Raw genomic sequence first — 20,227 nt, forward strand, 5'->3', positions numbered from 1 at the left:
AAAACCTGCTTTCGCAGGAATTTATTATTTAAAGAAAGAATCTACAAACTCATGTTTATTAAAAACTTGTAAGTCTTCAATGCCTTCTCCTACACCTATATATTTTACAGGAATTTGAAATTGATCACTAATACCAATAACAACTCCTCCTTTTGCTGTTCCGTCTAGTTTTGTTACTGCCAATGATGTAACCTCGGTCGCAGCTGTAAATTGTTTAGCTTGTTCGAATGCATTTTGACCTGTAGAACCATCTAAAACAAGTAAAACATCGTGTGGCGCATCTCCAATTACTTTTTGCATAACGCGTTTCACTTTTGTTAACTCATTCATTAAGTTTATCTTATTATGTAAACGTCCTGCGGTATCAATAATAATAACATCTGCATTTTGTGTAACTCCAGATTCTAAAGCATCGAAAGCCACACTTGCTGGATCACTTCCCATGTCCTGTCTTACCATTGGCACATCTACTCTATCTGCCCAAACTTGTAATTGATCTATTGCTGCTGCTCTAAATGTATCTGCCGCACCTAATACTACATTTAATCCTTGCTTTTTAAATTGATAAGCTAGTTTTCCAATTGTAGTTGTTTTACCTACACCATTAACACCAACTACCATTAATACATAAGGTGTTTTTGTGCCGTTGGCTTGAGGTGGTAATTTAGGGATTGTATATTCTGTGTCTTCTCCAGAGTTTGTTTTACTTAATAATCCTGCAATTTCTTCTCTTAAAATTTTATTTAGCTCGTCTGTTCCTAAATATTTATCTTTTGCTACACGTTCTTCTATACGAGTTATTACTTTTAATGTTGTGTTTACACCAACATCACTAGACACTAATACCTCTTCTAAATTATCTAATACATCTGCATCTACTTTAGATTTTCCTGCAACTGCTTTACTTAGTTTACCTAAAAAACTTGTGCTTGTTTTTTCTAAACCTTTATCTAAGGTTTCTTTTTTTTCTGAAGAGAATATTTTTTTAAAAAAACTCATTACTGTTTGTTGTTTGTTGTTGGGTGGTAAAGTTGATACTCTACGTTATTTCTGCGTTAGGGATTGCAACGGCATCCTTTTTGTTTTTCTACAAAAAGATACAGTGGAAAGCCCGACCTTTAGGTAACGCCAAAATTATAATAACAATTGTTAAGCCTTTTTTATTAAAACTGCTACTTTGTCATTAATATTTGTAAAGTAACGCAATATTTTGGAATTATTGAAGATATTTATTCGAGCATACTAAAAGCACCAGTTATAAAACTAGATTTATTGTATACTGTTTTTAAGGAAGGAGAAAAAACGATATAAAAAGTAAAAGCCGCTTTCTTTTAGAGAGCAGCTAATATTGTAATCTATCCCACTATAGCGTGGGATGTATATTATTATGTATTTTGATAAACAAAATACTAAATAGTAAAAATTATTTCTTGTTTAAGAAATCATTTACTAAATCTGGTGCCATGATTTTTTCAACAAACATGTAAGCTCCTGTTTTTGGAGACTTTTCCATTCTTATTGCTTTTGATAATCTTTTTGACGATGTCTGTAAAGACGCTACGGTTTTCTTTGCCATGGTTCCTTATTATTTAATTTCTTTATGAACAGTCATTTTCTTCAAGATTGGATTAAATTTCTTAATCTCCATTCTATCTGGTGTGTTCTTTTTATTCTTAGTTGTAATATAACGAGAAGTTCCTGGTTGTCCAGACTCTTTGTGCTCTGTGCACTCTAATATTACTTGTACTCTGTTTCCTCTTTTTGCCATTTTCTTATTCGTTATATAGCTTGGCTATTATTTTATAAATCCTTTAGCTTTTGCATCTTTTAACATTGCTACGATCCCAATCTTGTTGATTGTTTTTAAAGCAGACGTAGAAACTTTTAAAGTTACCCACTTATCTTCTCCAGGTATGAAGAAACGTTTTTTGATTAAATTAGCATCAAACGTACGTTTAGTTCTATTCTTTGCATGCGACACGTTGTTTCCAACCATTGCTTTCTTTCCTGTAAGTTCACAAACTCTTGACATTACTTATAACTTTAAATTGTTATTAAAATTCGAGGTGCAAATATAGGAAATGTTTTAGTATTGACAATCTGTTTTTTATCAATTTTTAAAAATTTCTTTTTGAAGTTGCTCTAAAGCCTTATTAACCGCCTTGTTTATTACTCTTGTGCGATTATTGCCCAGTTCGTATTTTTCACAAAAAACACCTTCTTTTGTCGCTAATGCGATAAAGACTGTTCCAACTTCTGCTTCTGCATCGCCTTTTGTTGGTCCTGCAGTACCTGTTGTTGAAATAGCGTAGTCACTTTTATATAATAGTCTACATTGCACTGCCATCTCCTTTGCAACCTCCTCACTTACAACCGAATACTTTTTAATTGTTTGCTCGGAAACACCTAAAACATCAATTTTTGTTTGAGTTGCGTACGTAATCATTCCGCCTTTAAAAAAAGACGATGCTCCTGGATGTTCTGTAAACGTTTCTGCTAGTTTTCCTCCTGTGCAGCTTTCTACAACTGCTAACGTTTTATTCTTTTTAGTAAGCTGTTTTGCTATTAAAACCTCAATATCACCGTCTTCTTCGAAACCTACAAATACGTCTTCTATTAATGGTAAAACAGCTTTAATTAGCTTTTCTAGATCATCTTTTAAAACTTGTTCGTCAAATCCTTTTCCAGAAAGTCTTAGTCTTACTTTTCCTAAATTTGGCAAATAGGCTAGCTTAATATGCTTTGGTAAATTATCTTCCCAAGCTTCTATCTTGGTCGCTAATCTACTTTCTCCCATGCCATAGGTTAGTAATGTTCTATGAATAATAAATGGACGTTTGTATTTTATGGTTAGCCTTGGAAGCACTTCTTCTTCCATTAATGCTTTCATTTCGAATGGTACGCCTGGCATTGATATAAATACCTTATCTCCTTTTTCTATCCACATCCCAGGTGCACTACCAACTAAATTCATAAGCACTTTTGCTTTTGAAGGCACAAATGCTTGATCTAAATTTACTTGCTGCATGGGTTGCTTTACATAATCACGCCACAGTCTTTCAATGTTTTCTGTAACTGATGCGTTTCTAACTAAAGTGTCGTTAAAATATTCGCAAATGGTATGTTTTGTTATGTCGTCTTTGGTTGGGCCTAATCCTCCTGTAACAATAATAATATCAGCATTTTCTTCGGCTTCAGCCAATGCTTTTAAAATATGTTGTTTATCGTCTTGAACGGATGTTATTTGGTAAACAGAAACACCTATATTATTAAGTGCTTTACCAATAAACGCCGAATTAGTGTCTACTACTTGCCCAATGAGGATCTCGTCTCCAATGGTAATTATTTCGGCTTGCATGTATTGTATATTATAAATTAAAATCTGATCTGATTTCGTTTGCAGCATTTTCTACTGCTTCTAAAACGTCTTTTAATTGAGAAGAAACATCTTCGTTTGCTTTTTCAAATTTCCCCCAATCTTGGACGATAATTAATTTATCTAGAACGCCTAATTCGAAAACATCGACTGTAGGCTTCATTTTATGTGCTGTCTGGTAAGTTTGAAGAAAGTTAGCATTTTCGACAGCTTCTTTTAAGATTTTAGCATCTGCAGGAACTTCTTCTAAAAAAGTTTCTGCTAATGCCAAGATAAACTCTTCATCGTTATCCGCTAGCTCTCTTAACCTGTGTAGTTTGTAGTTTTCTTCCATTTATTTTACTGTTATAGAAAACAATTGCTTATCTTCTATGTATCCTTTTAATTTATCATTGGCAATTACCTTGCCAACTCCTGCTGGAGTTCCCGTAAATATAACATCTCCAATCTTTAAAGTAAAATATTTTGAGACATATTCTATGATTTCATCAATTTTCCATAGCATGAGACTTGTATTCCCTTGCTGCACAACCTCATCGTTCTTTTTTAGACTAAAATCTAAATTATTTAAATCTTTAAAGTCTTCTTTTGGCAACCAATTACCTATTACTGCTGCACCATCAAAAGCCTTTGCTTTTTCCCAAGGCAATCCTTTAGCTTTTAATTGTGCTTGTAAATCGCGGGCTGTAAAATCGATTCCTAGTCCGATTTCATTATAATACTTATGTGCAAATTTTTTATCTATATATTTTCCTACACGATTAATTTTTACCAAAACCTCTACTTCGTGATGCACATCGTTAGAGAATTCTGGTATAAAAAACGGCTGTTTTTTTAATAAAATTGCGGTGTCTGGCTTTAAAAACACAACAGGATCTGTTGGTTTTTCGTTTTCCAACTCTTTAATATGATCTGTGTAATTTCTACCTATGCAGATTAGTTTCATTTTTCTTTAAGACTAAAGAGAATAGACTGCTTCGCTATTAGAGCAAAGACTCCCACTCGTCTGTATTATAATTATAAATAGAATAAAGTCTTACTCCTTGACTCTATTCTCACTTTTCTTTTTTTAAATCTTATTATTAAAAGCTCTTAATTTAATCGCTGTTAATACTTTTTTAGTGTAAAGAGGGAAATCGGCATTTAAAAGCCAACCAAAGTAGCCTGGTTCTTTATCTAAAACGTCTAATACTTTTTTGTTTTTATGCTTCCCAAAAGAAAAACACTCTTCTCCATCTTCATTAAAATTAATAAAACCTGCAAAATCTGCAAACTTTTTATGCACACTAAACTCTGCTAAAAACTTAGTGTCGTTTTCTAAATCTTCGTAACGGTCTAATTGCGCTTTTAACACTTCGTATGTTGCCAATGTGTCTGCTTCTGCAGTGTGTGCATTTTCTAAACTTTTATCGCAGTAAAATTTATAAGCAGCACCAAGTGTTCGCTTTTCCATTTTATGAAAAATAGTTTGGACATCTACGGCTACTCTTCCTTTCATATCGAAATCCATATCTGCACGAAGCATTTCTTCGGCTAATAAAGGAATATCGAAACGGTTAGAATTAAATCCTGCTAAATCGCAGTCTTTGGTCATTATACTAATCTCTTTTGCTAACTCCTTAAATGTTGGCTCGTTAGCCACACGCTCATCTGTTACACCATGAATGAGTGATACTTCTGCTGGAATTGGCATTTCTGGATTTACTAACCAGGTTTTACTTTCTTTATTTCCGTTTGGAAATACCTTTAAAATAGAGATTTCAACAATTCTATCTTTAGAAATATTAATTCCTGTTGTTTCTAAATCGAAAAAGCAAATTGGTTTTGTGAGATTTAATTGCATGTAATTGTTAGTTTTGCACCAAAAACTGGTACGATTTATGCAAATATAAATGTATTATGTTATTTTTACTTTGATATCAATTATAAATATGAAGACATACTTTACAGCAATAGCTTTCTTATTACTTACATTAAACAGTTTTGCTCAAAACGACCATAAATACGTTAAGCTTTCCAAAGAAAAAAAAGGCAAACGCACAACACTTTACGTTACCAATACAGATTCTATTTCTTACGATGTTTTTTTAAAAGTAGACACTAAAGATTTTAGACGTAGTAGTAACCGACCTATTATTAGAAATATTGCCGCTAATAGTAAAGTAAAAATAATGACACTTATTCAACTGGCTGAAAAAGAAGGCAACTACGACACCGTTTTTATTGTTAACGAGGTTGCTTATGCTTTAGACATTAAAAAGGACTTTGAAGGTTTCGATTTTAAACTAGATCGCGCTATTAAAGATAAAAAAGTAACTCTTTTTACTAAAGACGACTGCGCCATTTGCCCAGACACAAAACGCATTTTAGATAATAATAAAATTACTTTTACCGAATATAATATTGATACAGATAGCACAACTTATCTTAAAATAATTAAAGAATTTCAAGCGGACAAAGAGAACCGTTTCGAAAATAGTATTCCGCTTTTAAAAGTGGAAAAAGAAGTCTACAATAACATTGAAAGTGTTGAAGATTTTATTTCAGCTTTACGAAAGGCTTTTAATTAAACTTTATTTAAAAACCAATTAATAAGAAAATACATTTTAAAATAAAAAACATAATATAATGAAAGATTTAAAAAACAAAAAAGCAATAATTACTGGAGGCGGAAGAGGTTTAGGAAAAGCTACTGCCATTGCTTTTGCAAAAGAAGGCATTGATGTAGCCATAACAGGAAGAAATGAAAGTGTTTTAAAAGAAACAGTTTTAGAACTAGAAGCATTAGGAGTTAATGCAATCTATTCTGTTTTTGATGTTGGCAATTATGACGAAGTTAAAACCGCTATAAAAAGCATTATAGACACATTTGGCACTATAGATATTTTAGTAAATAATGCCGGAATTGCTGCCTTTGGGACATTTAATGATATGGATGTTAAGCAATGGAGCCAAATAATACAAACCAACCTTATGGGAATGTATTATGTAACTAAAGAGGTTTTACCTTATTTAATAGAGAAAAATGAAGGCGATATTATTAATGTATCTTCTACTGCAGGATTAAATGGAAACGCCACAACTTCTGCCTATTCTGCTTCTAAATTTGCGGTAATTGGTATGTCGGAATCTTTAATGAAAGAAGTACGTAAAAACAATATTAGAGTTTGCACATTAACGCCAAGCACAATAGCATCGGATATGTCTGTAGAATTAGGTATTGCAGATAAAGACTCTCAAGACAGCGTTTTACAACCAGAAGATTTTGCAGAGCTTGTAGTTGCAGGTTTAAAATTACCAAGAAGAGCTATGCTTAAAAGTGTAGCGTTATGGTCTACAAATCCATAATTTTATATTTATTAAATAATAGTGAAACGTTTCTTTTAGATATTTAAACAAGACTCACTTTACCGAAAAAAAATAGCCGACCTTCGTTTAATCTCGAAATTTCGGGAATAAAAACACTGACAATAGTTTTAAGACATGAAAATAAAAATTCTAAAATCAAATATTCAACTTGAAAACGACAGAGTCTTACTTCTTCCTTTTACCGATGAAAGAAACGAAGAACTTAAAGATATCATTTTCGATAGAGAAATTTGGGAGTTTATGGGATCGAACATAAATAACGAACAAGGTTTAAAAAACTATATCGCAAAAACGATTAAAGACAAAAATAACCGTCTTTGTTATCCCTTTCTAATTATCGATAAAGAAACTAATAAAGTTGCTGGTTGCACAAGATACGGAAACGTAGATGCTGCAAATAAAAAATGTGAAATTGGCTGGACCTGGTTTGGAACAGACTTTCAAGGCACAGGACTAAACAAAGCTGCAAAGCATGAATTGTTACAATTTGGGTTCGAAACTATTGGTTTTAAAAGAATACAATTTTGCGTCGATAGTAAAAACATAAAAGCACAAAGAGCTGTAGAAAAATTAGGAGCGCAAAAAGAAGGTGTTTTTAGAAACAACAACGTCGCACCAAGTGGAGACAGCAGAACCGATATTTATTACAGTATAATAAAAGACGAATGGCAGGCTTTAAAAGATGAAATTTTCCCAGAGTTTTTAGTTTATTAAGAATACGTATATCATAAAACATATAAAAAAGCACAGTTTTAAAACTGTGCTTTTTGTGTTTTATAAAGGCTTGACTTTCTAAAAAAAATAGTCGAACTTCGTTTAACGTATGATATAAAACATTGAAACGATTTTATATCAACGAAACATTAGCAGCAAGCGAAAAACAGAATGACAACAAAGGAAAAATCTAATATTCAAGAAAGCTTATCTACTCTTTATCTTAGACTAAATGGATATTTAACAACTAGTTTTATAATTCATCATAGTGAGAAAAAAATTTCGGGTGAATTAGATATTTTAGGACTTAGGTTTCCAAATCATTCTCAAGATGATACTGAACATAATTCATCTGAATTCTTAGAAATACCAAAAACGATTGACTTAGTTGTTGCGGAAATAAAAAGTAATGGAAAATCAGTCCAATTTAATAAACCTTTAAGACAAGAACAAAATGCAGTCGAAGTATGGACGAAAATTCTGAAATGGATTGGAATTTTAGATAATCAAGAAATAGAAAACATTGTTCCTGAATTAATTGATTTAGTGCAAACAAAGGAAAACTCTAAACTAGCTAATTTAAAATCAAGTAGAGTATTACATACGAAATTTGGTCTTTTATCTATTAGACCTATTCTATTTAGTCCAGAACGAATTGATTTGAATAACGCTGACAAACTTATTGGTTGGACAGAAATTAATGATTTCATTTGGAAATGCCTTTGTCCAAATAAACAAAGAGATGAATGTGGAACTCGTTATGACTTTACAGCTTGGGGAACTTCTTTATTTGAGATTGTTAAAGTATATAAAGACAGACAGAAAAGTCAAAAAAAGTTAGAAACTATAAACGAATTATACGTTGAAATTGAAAAGCTGAGAAATTGAAAAAGCCGGCTGCTAACACCGTATATAATTTATTGCTGGCTTCTCGTCTACTTACGAAAGTCCTCGCGGACTTTCTTGGTCGGTAATTATTTACTAAATTAGTTGCTTGAAACACGCAACAAACCATATACAACAACGTTAAACGAACTCTTACTAAAACATAAACAAAAAAAAGCACAGTTTTAAAACTGTGCTTTTTGCTTTTTAAAAAATTTTATAATTTGAAGAAGCTTATATGAAATTCCTTTTTTCAAAAGGAATTGATTGTTAAATCTCGCGATTAGAATCCCAAGCTTCTAAATAATCTTTTACTGCTTTAACAAATTGTCCACCAAGTGCACCATTTACAACACGATGGTCGTAAGAATGCGATAAGAACATTTTGTAACGGATACCAATAAAATCACCATCTGGAGTTTCTATAACAGCAGGTACTTTACGTATTGCTCCTAAAGCTAAAATTCCAACTTGTGGTTGATTAATAATTGGTGTTCCCATAATACTACCAAAAGTACCAACGTTAGTTACCGTATAAGTACCACCTTGTATATCGTCTGGCTTTAATTTATTTTCTCTAGCTCGTTTTGCTAAATCGTTTACCGCTTTTGTCATGCCAACTAAATTAAGTTGATCTGCATTTTTAATAACAGGTACAATTAAATCACCGTTACCTAATGCGGCAGCCATACCAAGATTAATATTTTTCTTTTTAATAATTGTATCACCTTGAAGAGAGATATTCATCATTGGGAAATCGCGTAATGCTTTCGCTATAGCTTCCATAAAGATTGGTGTAAACGTAAGGTTTTCGCCTTCACGCTTCATAAAATCGTTCTTTACTTTCTTTCTCCAATTCCAGATATTTGTAACATCTGCTTCTATAAAACTCTGTACGTGTGCACTTTTTTGTACACTTTCAACCATATGATGTGCAATTAACTTGCCCATTCTAGTCATTTCTATAATCTCATCACCTTCTGCAGATACCACTGGAGCTGCTACTTGTTTAGCAGCAGGTTTTGCAGGTGTTTTAGTTACTGGAGCCGCAACTGCTTTCGCTGGTTGAGAACCTCTAGTTTTTAAATACTCTTGCATATCTGCTTTAGTAACACGGCTGTCTTTTCCAGAACCTGGAATAGCATCTAGTTCTGCTTGCGCTATACCTTCGGCTTTAGCCATATTTTTTACTAACGGTGAGTAAAAACGCTCTCCATTAGAACTAATTGGTGCTGCAGATTCTTGAGCTGCAACAACTGTTTGTGAAACCTCAGCAACTGCAGGAGCTGCTTTTTCATCTACAACTTCTTGTGTTTTTGGAGCTTGAGCAGAAGCATTACCTTCTCCTTCTGTTTCGATAATAGCTATCGTTTGTCCAACTTGCACAACATCGTCCACATTAAATAGCACTTCAACTAAAACGCCATCTACTTCACTGGGTACTTCACTATCCACTTTATCTGTTGCAATTTCTAAGATTGCTTCATCTTGTTCTATAGTGTCACCAACCTCTTTTAACCATGAAGTAATCGTTGCCTCTGCAACGCTTTCTCCCATTTTCGGTAATTTTAGTTCAAATCTTGCCATATTAATAAAAAATGTGTCTTTTTGTAATTTCAGAGTGCAAAATTACTAAAAAATAGTCGATTTATCTGATTATTCAATATAATTTTAAACTCTACCTCTGTAATGCTTTGATACTTAAAAGTGTACCACTTCTCCTCTACTTTTCGAGGAATTACTTCCGAGTATAAAATTAGTACTTTTTGGAAGTATTTTGAATGATAAATTTTTATTTTTTTCTGAAGTTTCCATTTGGTGGATAATCTCCTGAAAACTAATATAATTAGCATCGAAAATAATTTGAGTATTATTTTTCACTTCGGAAACATTAGAAGCCTGTACTAAAGCTTTTTCTAATTTAATTGCTAATCTTTTATTGCTAGTACCAGAAATCAAAGTATAATCTTGAAACGTTTGTCTCTTATCTGAAGCTTTACTTTCAAATAATCTTGCAGATTGTATTCCGAAGAATACCAAAGCATCGAAAACAAGATTACTTTTAAAATGCTTTTTGTAAAAAATTTGCATCGCACCATAAAAACGCTTCGCATAAGTTTTATCTTTTAATGTACTTTCTCCTTTATAATGGATAACTGAAGTTTCTCCAAAATAGAAACTTTGATAACCGGCTGTTTTAATTTTGTAACTTAAATCTATGTCTTCCCCATACATAAAGTAATCTTCATCGAAACCTTTAACCTCATTATAAACACTACGTTTTAATAACATAAAAGCACCAACAAACACATCTACTTTACCAATTTCGTTTTCTTTTAAATGATTTGCATAATAGTGTTTAGAATTTCCTAATGCTTTATTAATTGCAATTTTAGTAACTGGAACATTGCGTTTACTTTCCGGCAAATAGTTTCCGTTGCCATCTATTAATTTACATCCAACGATTCCGAGATTGTTTTGTTTTTCGGCGAAAGCCAAAAGTGTTTTAAAAGTATTTTCTGCTACAACAGTGTCCGGGTTTAGAATGCAAAGGTATTCGCCTTTCGCTTGTTTAACTCCAATATTATTTCCTTTAGAAAAACCTGAGTTCTCTTTATTTTCTATAAGTTTTACATTTGGAAATTGCTCTTTAACCATTACACAACTACTATCTTGAGAGTTGTTGTCTACTACTATAATTTCAGCATCTAAACCTTGAATAGCAGCTTCTACGCTTTGCAAACACAACTGTAAAAAGTAGTGTACGTTGTAGTTTAATATGATTACAGAAAGTTGCAAATGCAATTAGTATTTTAATGTTTTAATGAAGCTTCAAACGGAATACGATTTAATATACTACGGCCGAGTGTAATCTCATCGGCATATTCTAATTCATCACCAACCGAAATTCCTCTCGCAATTGTAGACGTTTCAACTTCTAAACCGTTTAATTGTTTAAAGATATAGAAATTAGTTGTATCGCCTTCCATAGTTGGACTCAATGCAAAAATGAGTTCTTTTACATTTCCAGACCGTACTTTCTCTACTAAACTTACAATGTTTAAATCGTGAGGACCGATACCTTCTATAGGATTAATTTTTCCGCCTAAAACGTGGTATAATCCTTTATGCGATGCTGTGTTTTCTATTGCCATAACATCGCGAATATCTTCTACAACACAAATAATATCGTCTTTTCTTAATGGGTTTGAGCAAATTTCGCATAACTCGACGTCGCTTATATTATGACACGATTTACAAAATTTTAAATCTTCTCGCATATGCGATAATGCATTAGATAGATTTTGTGTTTGTTCCTTAGGTTGTTTTAGTAAATGTAATGCCAAACGTAAAGCTGTACGCTTACCAATACCGGGTAATTGTGCGATTTCGTTGACTGCATTTTCTAAAAGTTTTGAAGAGAATTCCATAGCCTGCTAAATTAATCTTTTTGTTACGAATTGACGCATTTATTTATTTGATTTTTATGCGATTATTCTTGTAGGTTTTAGACATGAATTTTATTGATTATCATGAATTACTGCTAACTTGGTTTGGATTACTCTTGTGTTTCTAGACACGGATTTCTCAGATTTTCTCGGATTATTACTCTTCGCTGATTACTCCTATGTTTTATTATACACACTATTCTCTTTCTTCTTTTCTCTATTCTCTTTATTCTCTTCCTTCATTCTGCAGTCTTCCTTTCTATAACTAGAACACAACTTTAAATACTTATAACTTATAACTCTTAACTTTTTACTTTTCCGTATTTTGGCTCTCAGAAAATAATCTACATGTCAGCAACTTTAATATTACTACTAATTGCAGCCTATTTTGGCGTGCTTATATTAATCTCATATTTTACTGGAAGAAGGTCAGGAAATGATGCTTTTTTTAAAGGTAACAAACAATCTCCTTGGTATGTTGTTGCTTTTGGTATGATAGGCGCATCACTTTCTGGTGTTACTTTTATTTCGGTTCCTGGTTGGATTGAAGCCTCTCAGTTTAGCTATATGCAAGTTGTTTTAGGATATATTGTGGGTTATTTAGTAATTGGAACCGTTTTACTGCCTTTATACTATAAACTTAATTTAACTTCAATCTATACCTATTTAGAAGAACGTTTTGGTAATTACTCCTACAAAACGGGAGCTTCATTTTTCTTAATTTCTAGAGTAATTGGAGCGAGTTTTAGATTATTTTTAGTTGCTAATGTTTTACAAATTGTTTTGTTTGACGAACTAGGTATTGAATTCTGGCAAACCGTTACTATTACCGTACTTCTAATTTGGCTTTACACGTTTAAATCTGGAATAAAAACCATTGTCTGGACCGATACTTTACAAACCTTATTTATGCTTATTGCAGTTGGTGTAGCCATTTATTTTGTGAGTGCTGAATTAGGATTAAACGGTAGTAACGTTTTAACTTTTGTATTAGATAGTGATTTAAGTAAGACTTTCTTTTTTGATGATTTTAAATCTGGAAACTACTTCTGGAAACAGTTTATTTCTGGTGCATTTATAGCAATAGTTATGACTGGTTTAGATCAAGATATGATGCAAAAAAACTTAACCTGTAAAACATTAAAAGATGCACAAAAAAACATGTTCTGGTTTACTTTGGTACTAACAATTGTAAACTTTGTTTTTTTAAGTCTTGGTTTATTACTAACTGTTTATGCTCAAAAAAATGGAATTGATGCCCATAAGGATGATCTTTTTCCTATTCTAGCAAAAAACCATTTAGGTGTTGGTGTATTTGCATTTTTCTTATTAGGTTTAATTGCTGCCGCATACAGTAGTGCAGATTCTGCTTTAACTTCTTTAACGACTTCTTTTAGTATTGATATTTTAGATATAGAAAAAAAACATACGCCGCAAGAACAAGTAAAAATTAGAAAACGTATACATGTTGCAATTTCTTTTATTTTAATACTTGTTATTGTTGCTTTTAAATATATTATTAAAGACGCAAGCGTTATAGCTAAACTCTTTGTTTTTGCTGGTTACACCTATGGACCTCTTTTAGGATTATATGCTTTTGGCCTATTTACAAAATGGCAAATTAAAGATAAAATTGTACCAATTATTGCTATACTTTCTCCTATCCTATCTTACATAATAAGTGTGAATAGTTTAAAATGGTTTGGTTTTGAATTTGGTTTCTTTATTCTAATTTTAAACGGCCTAATTACATTTTTAGGATTGCTAATTATTAGAACAAAAGAAACTTCTAATATTGATTTGTAGATAATAAAACCAAAGTACAAGCAACTTCAAATTTAATATCGTTTTCCTTTAAAATAGTATAAAATTCAGGATTCTCTGTTCCCGGATTAAAAATAACGCGCTTTGGTTTTAAAGACACAATGTAATCGTAATACTGTACTTGTCTTGTTGGGTTTAAATATAAAGTAACTGTATCTATATCTTTATAAGGCTTCAACTCTGTATCTATTGTAACACCATATTCTACGCCTTCTCGCAAACCAAAAGCTACAGTTTCGTGATTGTAGTTTGTTAATTTTCGCATAGCCATGTTAGAATAACGCTGCGGTTTTGTTGATGCTCCTATTACTAATGTTTTTTTATTCATATAAATTTTATTTAATACTGGGTTAATTCCGCGAAAGCGAAAACTTCTTTTTTGTTAAAACAATGTTAACGTTTATTAAAAACAGTAACACAATATAAAACTAGTCGTCTTAATAATAACACCAAAACAAAATCAATCAATCAATCAATCAATCAATCAATCAATCAAATGAAAAAAATCACCTTCCTTTGTTTGTTACTAGTAACCACATTAGTACAAGCGCAAACTTCAGTAAAACAATTACCCACATTTAAAACTGGTATTATTACAGGTACTATTTTAGACGGAATATTTAACGAACCCTTACTATATGTAAATATAGTTATTCGCGAATTGAGCGGAAAAATTATTACTGGCAGCATTACTAAAGACGATGGTACTTTTTACATGGAAAATATTCCAGAAGGCACCACTAATGTAAGTATCGAGTATTTAGGATACAAAACGGTAAGTAGAGAAATAACAATAGACAAAAAAATAGTAAAATAGATTTTGGCGAAATCAAAATTTACGAAGCGGCTACTAGCTTAGACGAAGTGGAGCTTACTGGCGAAGTCTCAACAATACAACAAAAAGTAGATAGAAAAGTAATTACGGTTGGTAAAGACTTAACCACTTCCGGGCCTACTGCGAGCGATATAATGAACAACTTACCAAGCGTAAGTGTAGATTCTCAATCTGGCGCTATTAGTTTAAGAGGAAATGCTAATGTACGTGTTATGGTAGATGGTAAACTGTCTAATATTCCTGCGGCACAATTACTAAAACAAATACCGTCTACTTCTATAAAAAGTATTGAATTAATTACCAATCCGTCTGCTAAATACAATCCGGAAGGCATGAGCGGACTTATAAATATAATCTTGAAAAAGAATATAAAAATTGGTTTTAACGGTAATATTAATTTGGGCTTAAATTACCAAGATAATGCTAAATTTAATAGCTCGATAGATATGAATTACCGTAATGGTAAATTAAATTTCTACGGTAATTATGGTAATAATATTTCTAAAAACGACAATAGTGGTTTAATAAGTAGACCTGCAAACAACTCGGAACAAGCTTTTGCTTTTAAAGACAATAATAAAAACCACTTATTTAAAGCAGGAGTTGATTTTTATTTAAATGATAAGAATACCATTTCGTTTTTTACGAATCAGAATATAACAGATGCTAAAAACGGAGGTACAACTGATGCTTTGTTTTATGATATGCCTAGCTTAAACCAATATCAAGTTTTCGATAGTAAAAACGACAATAATTCGTCGCAATACAATTTTGATTACAAACTAGAATTAGCAAAAGAAGGTTCTAACATAGAATTAGAAGTAGATTATAATGTATTTGACCAGCAAGAAGATGCAGATTTTAGATTTTCTGGAAATACAGATTTAAATAACTACTTAGATTTTGTAACTACAGATAGAGACAGAACTACTATTAATTTAGACTATGTGAATCCGTTAAGTGATTCTGCAAAATTAGAATTAGGAGTACAAGCTCGTTTATTTAACACCAATATAGATTACAATTCTACAGGAATTTCTTTAAATAATATGGGTGTTTTTAGACCAACACCAAGTACGGTTTTCGATTATTCTAGAGATATCTATTCTGCTTATGCTACATACGGTAAAACTTTTGAAAAATGGACCTATCAAATAGGTTTACGTGCAGAAAATGTAAAAGTTAATGCAGATGCATTATCTACTGAAGCTACAAATGAAACAGACTTAATAGCTTTTGATAATGATTATTTTGAAGTATATCCTTCAGCTTTCTTTACCTATTCACCATCAGAAAAAAATGCATATCAATTAAGTTTTAGTCGTCGTGTAGATAGACCTGGAATAGGACAAATAAATCCTATTAGAGAATGGAGCACACCTTTAATATCTTCTTTTGGAAATCAAAATTTAGAACCACAATTCACAAACTCTATAGAGTTAAATTATACCAGACAATTAAAAGCAGGAAGTGTTACAGCAGGTGTTTTCTATCGTGCAATACAAGATGAAATTAACCAAGGTATTACTATAGACAGGACCGATGTTACTTCTGGTCGCCAAATTTTAACTCATAATAATTATGATGATACCTCAGCTTACGGATTAGAATTATCTAGTAATTACAGACCAACAAAATGGTGGAGTTTAAATGCTAGTTTTGATGCTTATATGCAAACTCAAAAAGGAATTACAGAAATACTTGATGCACCTTTAGAAACCGCAACTTTAAACGATATCCAAACAAATGTAGTTGAAGTCGATAATTTTGCATACAATTTTAGAGTATTCAATAATTTTAAAGTTACCAAAAAAATAAGCTTATCTGCTTTTGCTTTTTATCGTGGTTCTGCCGAAGACTTACAATTTAAAAGTGAACCAATGTATTTTGTTAACCTTGGTGCAAGACATGATTTTGCAGATGGCAAAGGTTCTTTTAGCTTAAACTTTAATGATGTGTTTGGAACACAAGAATTTGGTTTTACAGGAAACAGACCTTACAAACAAGTAGGAACCTTTAACTGGGAAAGCCAAACTATTTTTGCTGGATTGTCTTATAGATTTGGAGGCGGAAAATACCAAGCAAAATCAAGAAAGAATAGAGATAATAACGAAAAATCTGGTGGTGGATTTTTATAGAAGTTAGATTTAAAATACTAATTAGTGTTTTAATAGCCTTATTAATAGTTAACGGTTAGTGTTATACAAGGTTATTAAATAAGAAAACCCAAAGCTTGATCAGTTTTGGGTTTTTGATTTTTAGCTCTAAATAGCCTTCAACGGTAGTTAAATATATACTAATTTTTTTAAACGTACTATTTACGTTAATTATGCATTGTACATTTGCCACGATTAATTCTTTAATCCGATTTTCGGGTCGATATAGAGATTGGTTAATAGCGATTAAATCCTGAGACGTCTGTCTCAGGATTTTTTATTTATCAAAAAAACAGCAAACAATGTTAAAAAGCTGTTAAATACTGATTTTCAGTGTAATAAAAACACATTTTAATCGTCTATAAAGAAACACAACACAGTTAACGAAATATTTATTTGAATTAGTCTTCCATAAAAACGTTCGTAAACACGTTAAGTTTATATGATTAATAGCAAGAAATCCCAATGTTGACGCATTGGGATTTTTATTTTAAAGATCTACAACTGTTAAACTATGTTAAAGTCTAACTTTTAGCGCAATGAAAATAAAAAACTCACATCTAAAGTAATATACAACTTAGAAAAACGAATAATTAAATTTGAATTAGTCTTCCACTTTAAAATTCGTAAGCATGTTAAGTTTACATTATTAATAATACGAAATTCCAATGTTGATGCGTTGGGATTTTTTTATTTAAAAAACCTCTTACGGACTAATTATAAAGACATAACACCTCTTTATCACTTATAAGTCTCAATACCAAACATAGATCTTAACGCCCTCTACGAACTGTTCAAAACAGATGCTTTCTATAATAATTCTTAAAAAGAATTATATTTGTAGCAGACAAATTATACCTATCTTTTTGAAAAAAAATTACTACTTCAGTTTACTGTTACTTCTCTTGTGCACTTTCGCTAAAGCACAATCTGTTAACACTTCTTATTTATGTTTAGCCAACGGTGATATTGTATTGGCAGATTTCTCAACTTGCTCCACAACAGTCGTAGCGACCCATTATAATGGTTTTTTTGATATTTCTCAAGGCGACACAAACGATACTTTATACGGAATAAGAGATGACGCTCTTTTTAGAATAAATACAGCAACAGGAGTAATTACAGATTTAGGTACAATAACACCTATAGGTTTTAACGGAGCAATTACAATAACTTCATTAGTTAAAGAAAGTACAGGAGTACTTTTAGGTGTTAATACAGATGCTCCAGGTGAATTATTTAGAATTAACGTCGCAAACATGACTGCTAATTATTTAGGAGATATAGGCTATGGTAGTGCTGGAGATTTAACCTATTTTGAAGGAATTCTATACCTTAGTGCAAACGGTAATAAACTTGTAGATGTAGATGTTAACACACCTTCTAACTCTACTCTAGTTGGTGATATTACTACATCAAGCGGACTTTCTAATATATTTGGAGTTGTAACAATAATAACACAAAATCCTTGTAGTATAGATCCTGATTACCAACTTATTGCTACAGGAGGAAATGATTCAGCAATATTAGATGTAAACGCTGTTCAAGCCAATGTAAACTGTAACAATATTACATCTTCTACTATATATGGTGCATCAGAAGTAGCATCGGATACTATTTGTTCAACAAGTTTGATTTTAGAGGAAGATGTTACAATGAGTACCTCTCCAGAATATTGTATAGTCGCTTCAACTCAACTTAATGCTACTCCAGATCCAATTACACCACTTGGCACTTATTCTTACGAATGGGTAATAGATGGCACAACTACAGTTATTGGTACAAATTCAACTTTATCAATTAACATTAATTCTACAACTACTTACAACTGTACAGTTACAGATTCTGGTAAAATTGCTCCAGATAATATCGCTTCGGATAGTATTACTGTAACAATAAATCAAGCACCTACTCAATCAACAATTGAGTGTTGGGAAACTGCTACTTTTAATAACACTACTTGTACTTGGGATGTTAGTGGTACACAGCCAGCTCAACCTACTAATTTAGAATGTTGGGAAACCGCTACTTTTAACAACACAACATGTCTTTGGGAAATTTCTGGAACACAACCTGCGCAACCAACAACAGAATGCTGGGAAACGGTTACTTTTAATAACACTACTTGTACTTGGAATATTAGTGGCACACAACCTACTCAACCTGCTAATTTAGAATGCTGGGAAAATGCTACTTTTAATAACACTACTTGTACTTGGGATATTAGTGGTACACAACCAGCACAACCTACAAATTTAGAATGCTGGGAAAATGTTACTTTTAATAATACATCTTGTACTTGGGAAACTACAGGAACACAACCTACTCAACCTACAACAGCATGTTGGGAAACTGCGACTTTTAATACAATCTCTTGTTCTTGGGATGTTACAGGTACACAGCCTGCTCAACCTACTAATTTAGAGTGTTGGGAAATAGCTACTTTAAACCAAACTACTTGTCTATGGGAAGTTTCTGGCACACAAGCTACGCAACCTACAACAGCATGTTGGGAAACCTCCACTTTTAACACAACCTCTTGTTCTTGGGATGTTACAGGTACACCACCTGTACAACCTATAACAGAATGTTGGGAAACAGCAACACTAAACTCAACAACATGTGTTTGGGAAGTATCTGGTACACAACCTATGCAACCTACAACAGCGTGTTGGGAAACTGCTACCTTTAATACAACTTCTTGTACATGGGAAATTTCTGGTTCGCAAGCCACTCAACCAACAACAACATGTTGGGAAACTGCTACCTTTAATACAACTTCTTGTAGCTGGACTGTAAGTGGAACTCAGCCGCCAGCTCCAACAAACTTAGAGTGCTGGGAAACGGCTACATTTAATAATACAACTTGTACATGGGATCTATCTGGTACACAAACCATAACAACAAACGATATTTATTTAACTTTTTGTGAAGGAGAAACACTAACTCTTGATGCTTCTACTACTATTACAAATGCTCAATACTTATGGAGTACTAGCGAGCAGACGGCATCTATAGAAGTAAGTAGTCCTGGTATTTACAACCTTGAAGCTACAGATGGTTGCAGCACAGAGGTTACAAACTTTACCGTTACAACACTTGACAGTCCAATAATTGCAAACGTAGTAGCAGATAATTTTGATATTATTGTAACTACAAGTTCTGATGATAATTACCACTATTCTTTAGATGGTTTTAATTACCAAACTAGTAATGTATTTACAAACATGCCTAATGGATTATATACTGTTTACGTAAAATCGCTTGAATGTAATTTTGTAGTAACCTTACAATATTTACACTTTTACGTTCCGCAGTTCTTCACTCCGAATGGTGATAATTTTCACGACTACTTTGAACTTAACGATTTAGAATATTTTGGAAACACAAGTGTTACTATTTTTAATCGCTTTGGCAAATTATTATTCTCGGCAAGAAATAGAAGTGTAAAATGGGACGGAACCTTAAACGGAGCTTTACTTCCATCTTCAGATTATTGGTATTTAATAACCATAAATGATCAAGAGTTTAAAGGACACTTTACTTTAAAAAGATAATCGTTTTATTTATAGAATATTAAACTAGTAAGTTGTTCGTTAAATGTTAATAATAACAAAAA

Annotated in this window: 20 protein-coding genes; 8 read left to right on the forward strand and 12 right to left on the reverse strand. The window is 32.2% G+C overall.

Annotation, left to right across the window (positions count from 1 at the left end; translation table 11 throughout):
* Positions 1 to 24 precede the first annotated feature (24 nt).
* From ftsY to ASC41_RS04710, 8 genes are all read right to left on the reverse strand, one after another.
* Positions 25 to 999: a signal recognition particle-docking protein FtsY gene (ftsY, locus tag ASC41_RS04680; protein WP_055435477.1), complete on the reverse strand. Its 975-nt coding sequence runs from the start codon at positions 997 to 999 to the stop codon at positions 25 to 27.
* Between the two features lie 424 nt (positions 1,000 to 1,423).
* Entirely contained in the window at positions 1,424 to 1,576 is a 153-nt protein-coding gene (locus ASC41_RS16590) for a DUF4295 domain-containing protein (protein WP_083477141.1), read from the reverse strand.
* 9 nt (positions 1,577 to 1,585) lie between these two features.
* A complete protein-coding gene (gene rpmG / locus ASC41_RS04685; protein WP_055435478.1) occupies positions 1,586 to 1,768 on the reverse strand; it encodes a 50S ribosomal protein L33 in 183 nt (60 codons plus the stop codon).
* Between the two features lie 27 nt (positions 1,769 to 1,795).
* A complete protein-coding gene (rpmB, locus tag ASC41_RS04690) occupies positions 1,796 to 2,032 on the reverse strand; it encodes a 50S ribosomal protein L28 (RefSeq protein WP_055435479.1) in 237 nt (78 codons plus the stop codon).
* A gap of 78 nt (positions 2,033 to 2,110) precedes the next feature.
* A complete protein-coding gene (locus tag ASC41_RS04695; RefSeq protein ID WP_055435480.1) occupies positions 2,111 to 3,358 on the reverse strand; it encodes a competence/damage-inducible protein A in 1,248 nt (415 codons plus the stop codon).
* Positions 3,359 to 3,368: 10 nt separating this feature from the next.
* On the reverse strand, positions 3,369 to 3,710 hold the full coding sequence (locus tag ASC41_RS04700) for a hypothetical protein (protein ID WP_055435481.1): 342 nt from the start codon (positions 3,708 to 3,710) through the stop codon (positions 3,369 to 3,371).
* Positions 3,711 to 4,322, reverse strand: coding sequence for a fumarylacetoacetate hydrolase family protein (locus ASC41_RS04705; protein WP_055435482.1), 612 nt, complete (start codon positions 4,320 to 4,322; stop codon positions 3,711 to 3,713).
* Between the two features lie 123 nt (positions 4,323 to 4,445).
* Positions 4,446 to 5,219 (reverse strand): 3'-5' exonuclease, encoded by a 774-nt coding sequence (locus tag ASC41_RS04710; RefSeq protein ID WP_055435483.1) that lies wholly within the window; start codon positions 5,217 to 5,219, stop codon positions 4,446 to 4,448.
* Positions 5,220 to 5,307: 88 nt separating this feature from the next.
* Between ASC41_RS04710 and ASC41_RS04715 the strand changes: the two genes are divergently transcribed.
* The 4 genes from ASC41_RS04715 (at position 5,308) to ASC41_RS04730 (ending at position 8,347) form a co-directional block, all read left to right on the forward strand.
* Complete coding sequence (locus ASC41_RS04715) at positions 5,308 to 5,946, forward strand: glutaredoxin family protein (RefSeq protein WP_160318794.1); 639 nt, start codon at positions 5,308 to 5,310, stop codon at positions 5,944 to 5,946.
* 58 nt (positions 5,947 to 6,004) lie between these two features.
* Complete coding sequence (locus tag ASC41_RS04720) at positions 6,005 to 6,724, forward strand: 3-ketoacyl-ACP reductase (protein ID WP_055435485.1); 720 nt, start codon at positions 6,005 to 6,007, stop codon at positions 6,722 to 6,724.
* A 135-nt stretch (positions 6,725 to 6,859) separates the two neighbouring features.
* Complete coding sequence (locus ASC41_RS04725; protein WP_055435486.1) at positions 6,860 to 7,459, forward strand: GNAT family N-acetyltransferase; 600 nt, start codon at positions 6,860 to 6,862, stop codon at positions 7,457 to 7,459.
* A gap of 171 nt (positions 7,460 to 7,630) precedes the next feature.
* Positions 7,631 to 8,347 (forward strand): hypothetical protein, encoded by a 717-nt coding sequence (locus ASC41_RS04730; protein ID WP_055435487.1) that lies wholly within the window; start codon positions 7,631 to 7,633, stop codon positions 8,345 to 8,347.
* Between the two features lie 267 nt (positions 8,348 to 8,614).
* Here ASC41_RS04730 and ASC41_RS04735 read toward each other — a convergent pair whose 3' ends face one another.
* The 3 genes from ASC41_RS04735 to recR all read right to left on the reverse strand — a co-directional run bounded on the left by ASC41_RS04735 (position 8,615) and on the right by recR (position 11,775).
* Positions 8,615 to 9,931 (reverse strand): dihydrolipoamide acetyltransferase family protein, encoded by a 1,317-nt coding sequence (locus ASC41_RS04735; RefSeq protein ID WP_055435488.1) that lies wholly within the window; start codon positions 9,929 to 9,931, stop codon positions 8,615 to 8,617.
* A 114-nt stretch (positions 9,932 to 10,045) separates the two neighbouring features.
* Complete coding sequence (locus tag ASC41_RS04740; RefSeq protein ID WP_055435489.1) at positions 10,046 to 11,143, reverse strand: glycosyltransferase family 2 protein; 1,098 nt, start codon at positions 11,141 to 11,143, stop codon at positions 10,046 to 10,048.
* 14 nt (positions 11,144 to 11,157) lie between these two features.
* A complete protein-coding gene (gene recR / locus ASC41_RS04745; protein WP_055435490.1) occupies positions 11,158 to 11,775 on the reverse strand; it encodes a recombination mediator RecR in 618 nt (205 codons plus the stop codon).
* A gap of 366 nt (positions 11,776 to 12,141) precedes the next feature.
* Between recR and ASC41_RS04750 the strand changes: the two genes are divergently transcribed.
* On the forward strand, positions 12,142 to 13,599 hold the full coding sequence (locus tag ASC41_RS04750; protein WP_055435491.1) for a sodium:solute symporter: 1,458 nt from the start codon (positions 12,142 to 12,144) through the stop codon (positions 13,597 to 13,599).
* On the opposite strand, the gene ASC41_RS04755 is transcribed toward ASC41_RS04750, so the two are convergent.
* Entirely contained in the window at positions 13,583 to 13,945 is a 363-nt protein-coding gene (locus ASC41_RS04755; protein ID WP_055435492.1) for a CoA-binding protein, read from the reverse strand. The genes ASC41_RS04750 and ASC41_RS04755 overlap by 17 nt on opposite strands.
* A gap of 168 nt (positions 13,946 to 14,113) precedes the next feature.
* On the opposite strand from ASC41_RS04755, the gene ASC41_RS17280 reads away from it, so the two are divergent.
* From ASC41_RS17280 to ASC41_RS04765, 3 genes are all read left to right on the forward strand, one after another.
* On the forward strand, positions 14,114 to 14,434 hold the full coding sequence (locus tag ASC41_RS17280) for a carboxypeptidase-like regulatory domain-containing protein (RefSeq protein WP_338034458.1): 321 nt from the start codon (positions 14,114 to 14,116) through the stop codon (positions 14,432 to 14,434).
* A gap of 47 nt (positions 14,435 to 14,481) precedes the next feature.
* The gene (locus tag ASC41_RS04760; RefSeq protein ID WP_338034459.1) at positions 14,482 to 16,590 is read left to right on the forward strand and encodes a TonB-dependent receptor domain-containing protein; all 2,109 of its coding nucleotides are present in this window, start codon (positions 14,482 to 14,484) and stop codon (positions 16,588 to 16,590) included.
* 884 nt (positions 16,591 to 17,474) lie between these two features.
* Complete coding sequence (locus tag ASC41_RS04765; RefSeq protein ID WP_152971417.1) at positions 17,475 to 20,165, forward strand: T9SS type B sorting domain-containing protein; 2,691 nt, start codon at positions 17,475 to 17,477, stop codon at positions 20,163 to 20,165.
* Positions 20,166 to 20,227: the final 62 nt, after the last annotated feature.

It is taken from the genome of Lacinutrix algicola, assembly GCF_001418085.1.
GTDB classification, from domain to species: domain Bacteria; phylum Bacteroidota; class Bacteroidia; order Flavobacteriales; family Flavobacteriaceae; genus Lacinutrix; species Lacinutrix algicola.

Bases quoted from the DNA above. Each gene is read 5' to 3' on its own strand.
- ASC41_RS04730 (WP_055435487.1), top strand. From the start codon at position 7,631: ATGACAACAAAGGAAAAATCTAATATTCAAGAAAGCTTATCTACTCTT.
- recR (WP_055435490.1), bottom strand. From the start codon at position 11,775: ATGGAATTCTCTTCAAAACTTTTAGAAAATGCAGTCAACGAAATCGCA.
- ASC41_RS04705 (WP_055435482.1), bottom strand. From the start codon at position 4,322: ATGAAACTAATCTGCATAGGTAGAAATTACACAGATCATATTAAAGAG.
- ASC41_RS04725 (WP_055435486.1), top strand. From the start codon at position 6,860: ATGAAAATAAAAATTCTAAAATCAAATATTCAACTTGAAAACGACAGA.
- ASC41_RS04715 (WP_160318794.1), top strand. From the start codon at position 5,308: ATGAAGACATACTTTACAGCAATAGCTTTCTTATTACTTACATTAAAC.
- ftsY (WP_055435477.1), bottom strand. From the start codon at position 999: ATGAGTTTTTTTAAAAAAATATTCTCTTCAGAAAAAAAAGAAACCTTA.
- ASC41_RS04710 (WP_055435483.1), bottom strand. From the start codon at position 5,219: ATGCAATTAAATCTCACAAAACCAATTTGCTTTTTCGATTTAGAAACA.
- ASC41_RS04735 (WP_055435488.1), bottom strand. From the start codon at position 9,931: ATGGCAAGATTTGAACTAAAATTACCGAAAATGGGAGAAAGCGTTGCA.
- ASC41_RS16590 (WP_083477141.1), bottom strand. From the start codon at position 1,576: ATGGCAAAGAAAACCGTAGCGTCTTTACAGACATCGTCAAAAAGATTA.
- ASC41_RS04755 (WP_055435492.1), bottom strand. From the start codon at position 13,945: ATGAATAAAAAAACATTAGTAATAGGAGCATCAACAAAACCGCAGCGT.
- ASC41_RS17280 (WP_338034458.1), top strand. From the start codon at position 14,114: ATGAAAAAAATCACCTTCCTTTGTTTGTTACTAGTAACCACATTAGTA.
- ASC41_RS04700 (WP_055435481.1), bottom strand. From the start codon at position 3,710: ATGGAAGAAAACTACAAACTACACAGGTTAAGAGAGCTAGCGGATAAC.
- ASC41_RS04750 (WP_055435491.1), top strand. From the start codon at position 12,142: ATGTCAGCAACTTTAATATTACTACTAATTGCAGCCTATTTTGGCGTG.
- ASC41_RS04695 (WP_055435480.1), bottom strand. From the start codon at position 3,358: ATGCAAGCCGAAATAATTACCATTGGAGACGAGATCCTCATTGGGCAA.
- rpmB (WP_055435479.1), bottom strand. From the start codon at position 2,032: ATGTCAAGAGTTTGTGAACTTACAGGAAAGAAAGCAATGGTTGGAAAC.
- rpmG (WP_055435478.1), bottom strand. From the start codon at position 1,768: ATGGCAAAAAGAGGAAACAGAGTACAAGTAATATTAGAGTGCACAGAG.
- ASC41_RS04720 (WP_055435485.1), top strand. From the start codon at position 6,005: ATGAAAGATTTAAAAAACAAAAAAGCAATAATTACTGGAGGCGGAAGA.